General features: G+C 55.4%; 4 protein-coding genes and 2 pseudogenes (1 of these 6 only partly in view). 4 read left to right on the top strand and 2 right to left on the bottom strand.

The window, feature by feature from the left end; genetic code table 11:
- Positions 1-1,061, bottom strand: a pseudogene (locus tag A3H92_10855) (hypothetical protein).
- Positions 1,062-1,327: 266 nt separating this feature from the next.
- Here A3H92_10855 and A3H92_10850 point away from each other — a divergent pair.
- The 4 genes from A3H92_10850 to A3H92_10835 all read left to right on the top strand — a co-directional run bounded on the left by A3H92_10850 (position 1,328) and on the right by A3H92_10835 (position 4,974).
- Entirely contained in the window at positions 1,328-2,002 is a 675-nt protein-coding gene (locus A3H92_10850) for a hypothetical protein (protein OHC74399.1), read from the top strand.
- A 268-nt stretch (positions 2,003-2,270) separates the two neighbouring features.
- Complete coding sequence (locus A3H92_10845; GenBank protein ID OHC74398.1) at positions 2,271-2,909, top strand: hypothetical protein; 639 nt, start codon at positions 2,271-2,273, stop codon at positions 2,907-2,909.
- A gap of 146 nt (positions 2,910-3,055) precedes the next feature.
- On the top strand, positions 3,056-3,757 hold the full coding sequence (locus A3H92_10840) for a hypothetical protein (GenBank protein ID OHC74401.1): 702 nt from the start codon (positions 3,056-3,058) through the stop codon (positions 3,755-3,757).
- Positions 3,757-4,974: a hypothetical protein gene (locus A3H92_10835; GenBank protein OHC74397.1), complete on the top strand. Its 1,218-nt coding sequence runs from the start codon at positions 3,757-3,759 to the stop codon at positions 4,972-4,974. Before A3H92_10840 ends, A3H92_10835 begins: the two co-directional genes overlap by 1 nt.
- A 59-nt stretch (positions 4,975-5,033) precedes the next feature.
- On the opposite strand, the pseudogene A3H92_10830 reads toward A3H92_10835, so the two are convergent.
- Positions 5,034-5,346, bottom strand: a pseudogene (locus A3H92_10830) (hypothetical protein) (it continues 801 nt past the right edge of the window).

The raw sequence follows: 5,346 nt of genomic DNA, 5'->3' as shown, positions 1-5,346 counted from the left end.
ATCAACAGCCCGAACCCCACCGTGACCAATTTGATCAAGTCCGCCTGCCGACGGGTTCCGGTCTTGTTTAAAATGTTTTTCAGATAAGTGCGCGCCGAATTGACGGTGATTTCCAGTTCCTGCGCCGCCTCATTGACCCTTTGCCCGTTCACCAGCGCCTGAAGGAGCTTTATCTCGTGGTTGCAGAGGCCGTAAAGATCGGAGAGGACCGCAAAAGGCAGATCGACTGATCGTTCCGGCTGGAGAACCAACATAATCATATGGATGTTAGTCTGCGAGAGCATATCGGTTTCTCTCTTGAGGGGCAGCAGCACCAGCATAAGATTATCCGCCGGTCGTTCAGAGCATTCCAGCCGCATTACATGCAGGGGAGCGATGCTGGACCGTGGTGATTTAAGGAACAGCGCCAAGGCCTTGCGGTCCCTTTGGTTGACGCAGGACAAATTATTGGGCGGTCTGACCGAGAGGCATTTGCCGCTTAGGAGCAGATCGGCCATCCTTGAATTCATGTATGTGGCCTTGCCTTCCTTATCCAGTATCGCAATGCCGAACACAAAACGATCCAGCACCTTGACGGCCAGCCGTACTTCTCCCGGAAGAGACGGACCCCGTAAACCGAGCCTCTCGTCCAGGAGGGCGGAATGGCCCGGCGCCGACGACATGTCCTCCGTCTCATTCATGACCGGCGCTATGGACTGACCGCCCAGGACCCTGCGTAAATCGCGCAGGATATTGCCGGGATGTTCCGTCTTGAGGAGATAACCGGCGACGCCGCAACTAAGCACCCGTTTTATGATCGCCGGGCTTTCCTCGGCAGAAAAAATCACTGTCGGAATCTCGGGGGCCACCTGCCGGACCATGTTGAGTCCGGGCAATACATCCATGCCCGGCATGTAGAGGTCGGAGATCAGAAGATCGAAGCCGCGATCCCCTGAAAGGATGCCCAGCAACTCCACGTAGCTTTCAGCCCGTTGAATTTCCACCTTCTCGTCGATGGTGGCCAGCAATGACGCAAGAACCTCGTGCACCAGCGGATGGTCATCGGCAATTAAAACACGCAATGTCTTCCGTCCATGTCTATCAAGATTACTATCGACACGCTGAAACAATATCTTGGCGGTTGGGGCAGGGCAATAAAATATGGCGGTTTCCGGAGCAAATAAACAAAACCGACATTTTTACAGTGGACTTTATAAGAAGACAAAGTATCATCCCGTCGCAAGCGTCTTCCGTTTTTGAAGGCTGGGGGGTTTAATTTGTGAGGGGAGAATTAAGGATGTCGAGCTTTATCCGTAAATCTGCTTTATCGGCCGTTGCCGGAGCATTCATGGTCGGCGCGGTTGCTTTAATGCCTGCGCCGGTCGCCGCCGATGAGGCCGATGACATGGTTTCAATCGTCAACGGCGGGCGCCTTTATGATAACTGGCTCAAGATGACCGGAGCTGCGGATCCGGGCAAAGATCACAAATCCTGGAAGCCGGCCGCCGGCAACAAGCAGACCGGCGACACCACATGGCGTTGCAAGTCTTGCCACGGCTGGGACTACAAGGGCAAAGACGGCCAACAGAAGGGCACCGAAGATGAAACCGCCGCCGGCGGCATAACCAAGTCGGCCGGCGCCGATCCGGCCAAGATCATCGCCGTCCTCAAGGACGCCACCCACGATCTGGGCGCCGTTATGAAAGAGGACGCAATGAAGGACCTCGCCAACTTCGTCAGCAAGGGCCAGGTAGACACCGCCGCGCTTCTCGCCAAGGGCGGCGACGCCGCCAAGGGCAAGGGATACTTTGAAACTATCTGCGTCGGTTGCCATAAGCTTGACGGTTCATATCCCAAGGACATGGCGATGAAGCTGGGAGCAAGGGTTAATATTGCTCCGCAACGTGTTTTGCATAATCTCATCAACGGCAATCCCATGGGTAAAATGCCGTCGTTGCGGGCGTTGGACGGGCAGGTGGCCCTGGATATTCTGGCCCACCTCAAGACGCTGCCCAAGAGCTGAGGATAAAAAAAGATTTGTCGGATTAAGTGTTGCGGCCCAGGCTCCCGTCTTGTTTCTTGATGAAGATGGGAGCCGGCTCCTGGGGAGGGGTCGGCTGCGGCGGGGAGGTTTGCCGGATTAATCGGGCCATGCTGTTTTATGGCTTTGATCCGGCAGCGAACTGGAAGCGTCGGGGGCATTTGCCCTGATCGCTTTCTTGGGGGGAACAACTAGGGAAAACACAATGAAGAAGCCATCACCCACGGCCCACCTTATAAGGTTGGCGGCAGTGTTCGCCGTCGGTTTCGTTGTCTTTGTCACGGCAAAATCATTGGCCACGCCGGCCACCTGGAACCATGACATGAGCAACTGGTTCCGGCTTAAGTCTCTTGACGACATGCAGACGCAGGTTCCGGCTTACGCCAATGACAACAAAGCCTGCGCCAGAGAATGTCATGAGAAAATCGGCAAGATGTTCAATAAAAGCATGCACAAGGGGGTCTCCTGCGACTCTTGCCATGGCGCTCTCGGCGATCATATCGACGCCACCAAGGTAGAACTTGAAACCTTGCTTAAAGGAAAGTTCAGCGATGAACAGAAGACTTCCCTGAAGAAAGCGGCGGCGCCTCTGGCTTACGGATGGCCGGCGCATTTGCAGGCGGCGCATGAAAAAAATGGAGGAACGGTTGTTCCCGAAGGGGCTGCGGTCCCCGTTATCGTTAAAAATCCGGTAAAGGCCGCCGTCATGTGGCAATGCAGGAATTGCCATCTTGAGATGATCAATAAACCCGCTGCGTTCAAACAGTTCAGACTGGACCCCAAGTTCAAAAAGCATAACGCCTTCATTTCCGGTCAAGTTGAGGGGCAAGCCGAGGGGCAGGAAATTATGTGCCTCAAGTGCCACGACCCCCACAATCCGACGCCATAAGGAAGGGGGGCATTCAGATGACTACGAAACTCAAGGGGTTGCATATGAACAAAGCATCAATACCGGTCACCGGGGAAAACTATTCGGACCCGCGACGCGAGTTCCTGAAAAATGTTCTTGCGGGAACGGCAGCCGCCACCGTTCTCATGGCGTCCGGTCCCGGCGTGGCCGCTACGAAAAAGTTTGCGCTGCCCGAAAATATTCCCGATCCGTATAAAGCCAAGCACCATTGGATATATGTGATTAACATCAATAACTGCATCGGTTGCGGTAACTGCGTTCGCGCCTGCAAGCGTGAAAACAGCGTGCCGGACACCGTATTCAGGACCTGGGTCGAAAGGTATCTGCTCACCAACGAAGGCGTCTATGTGGAATCCCCCAAGGGCGCCCTCGAAGGCTTTGAGCACTACAACGAGGAGATCAGGAAAAAGGCCATCAGGTCCTTCACCGTTCCCAAACTGTGCAACCACTGCCATCAGCCGCCCTGTGTGCAGGTTTGCCCGGTCGGCGCCACTTTCAAGGCCCCCGAAGGGCATGTTCTGGTGGACTGGACGCATTGTATCGGTTGCGCTTATTGCGTTCAGGCCTGTCCCTACGCGGTGCGCTTTATCAATCCGGTGGAGCATAAGGCCGACAAGTGTTCATGGTGCTATCATCGGACGTCAAAGGGAATGCGTCCCGCCTGCGTCACCGTCTGCCCCAACAAGGCCAGACTGTGGGGCGATATGAACGATAACGAGGCTGAGGTCACCAAAATCTTCAATGAAGGTCAGTGGATGGTTCTCAAGCCGCAGATGCATACGGATCCCTCGGTATTTTACGTGGGATTGCCGAAGGAGGTAATCTGATGGGTGCTTTAGGATTAGAAAGTCTGCCCGGCGACGCGATGATCAACTATGTGTTTCCGAACAACGAGCACGTTTTTTGGTCGGTCATGATCGTCATTTATCCGTACATCACGGGCCTGGTCGCCGGCGCCTTCGTGGTCTCCGGCCTGTCGCACGTCTTCAAGGTGAAAGAATTCCATCCCATCGGCAACTTCGCCCTGATCGCCGCCTTTTGCTTCGGTCTGTTCGCGGCGGTGCCGTTGTTGTTCCACCTCGGGCAGCCGCAAAGGGCTTACGAGATCTACGCCACGCCTCACCTGACCTCGGCGATGAGCATCTTCGGTTATGTGTATGGAAGTTACATGGTCGTGCTGATGCTGGAAATATGGCTGATTTACCGTCCCTTCTTCATCAAGAAGGCCAACGAAGGCGCAGGCGGGCTGTTCGGACTCATTTGCAGGGTGCTGACGCTCGGCATCAGAAGATACACTCCCGAGGCCGCCCATGTGGATCACAAGTTCGCCACCATCCTGGCCGGAATCGGCATTCCTTGGGCCTTCACCCTGCACGGGTATGTCGGCTTCATCTTCGGTTCGGTGAAATCCATCGCCTGGTGGGCGACGCCGTTGCAGCCGATCATCTTCCTGATGTCGGCGGTGGTCAGCGGCATGGCCATGCTGATGCTGATGTATTGCTTCCTGATGTGGAAGCGCAAGCAGCCGATTGATATGCCGATGATGAGAAAGTTCGTGGCGTTCCTGTGGGGCTTTTTCATTCTCGACTTCGTGCTTGAGATGCTTGAAATCATGTTCGCCAAGTACGAACACGGCCATCACTGGGAAGTCGTCTATCCGCTGCTGACCGGCCCGACCTTGAAGTACTCCTTCATCTACGGTCAGGTGCTTACCCTGTCGGTCATCCCGGTCGTCCTTCTCGGCTTCATCGTGCTGAAGAAGATGTCCGACAAGATGACTATTCTTTGGACCAACATCGCCTGCTTCCTGCTGGTCATGCAGGTGCTGTTCATGCGTTTCAACGTGGTCATCGGCGGGCAGCTTATTTCCAAGTCGGATCGTGGGTTCGTCAGCTACCAGTTTGAAGTCTTGGGCAGAGAAGGCCTGATCGTGGCCTGCGGCATCCTGTCGGCGCCGTTCATCGTCTACTTCATCCTCAGCAGGTTTATTCCCATCTTTGAGGATCCGGCGGCAGGGGCTTATGAGTCCGAGCCTCGGGCATGATCGGTTGAATCGCGTAATACGAAAGCGCCGGCCTTATGGCCGGCGCTTTTTTTACTGCCTCACGCCTTGGCGCCGGTGGCCGCTTTCCTCAGATAAGAAGGAATATCCTTCAGCGGCAAAACAGCGCTGCACAGTCCGCCCATAGCCACGGCGCCCGGCATCCCCCAAACAATGCTGGAGTCTTCATCCTGGGCGATGACGGTCCCGCCGGCGTTAACGACGGCTTTGCCGCCATCAAAACCGTCACGGCCCATGCCCGTTAACATCAATGCCAGCACCCCCGGCCCGTAAGCCTTGGCGATGCTGAGAAACATGGGATCGACGGAAGGCTTGCAGAAATTCACCGGCGGGCCGTTGTTCAGCCGGATAAGT

This window comes from Rhodospirillales bacterium RIFCSPLOWO2_02_FULL_58_16 (assembly GCA_001830425.1).
Taxonomy (GTDB): Bacteria; Pseudomonadota; Alphaproteobacteria; order Rhodospirillales; family 2-02-FULL-58-16; genus 2-02-FULL-58-16.
This window is presented reverse-complemented; position numbering and strand designations above follow the sequence as displayed.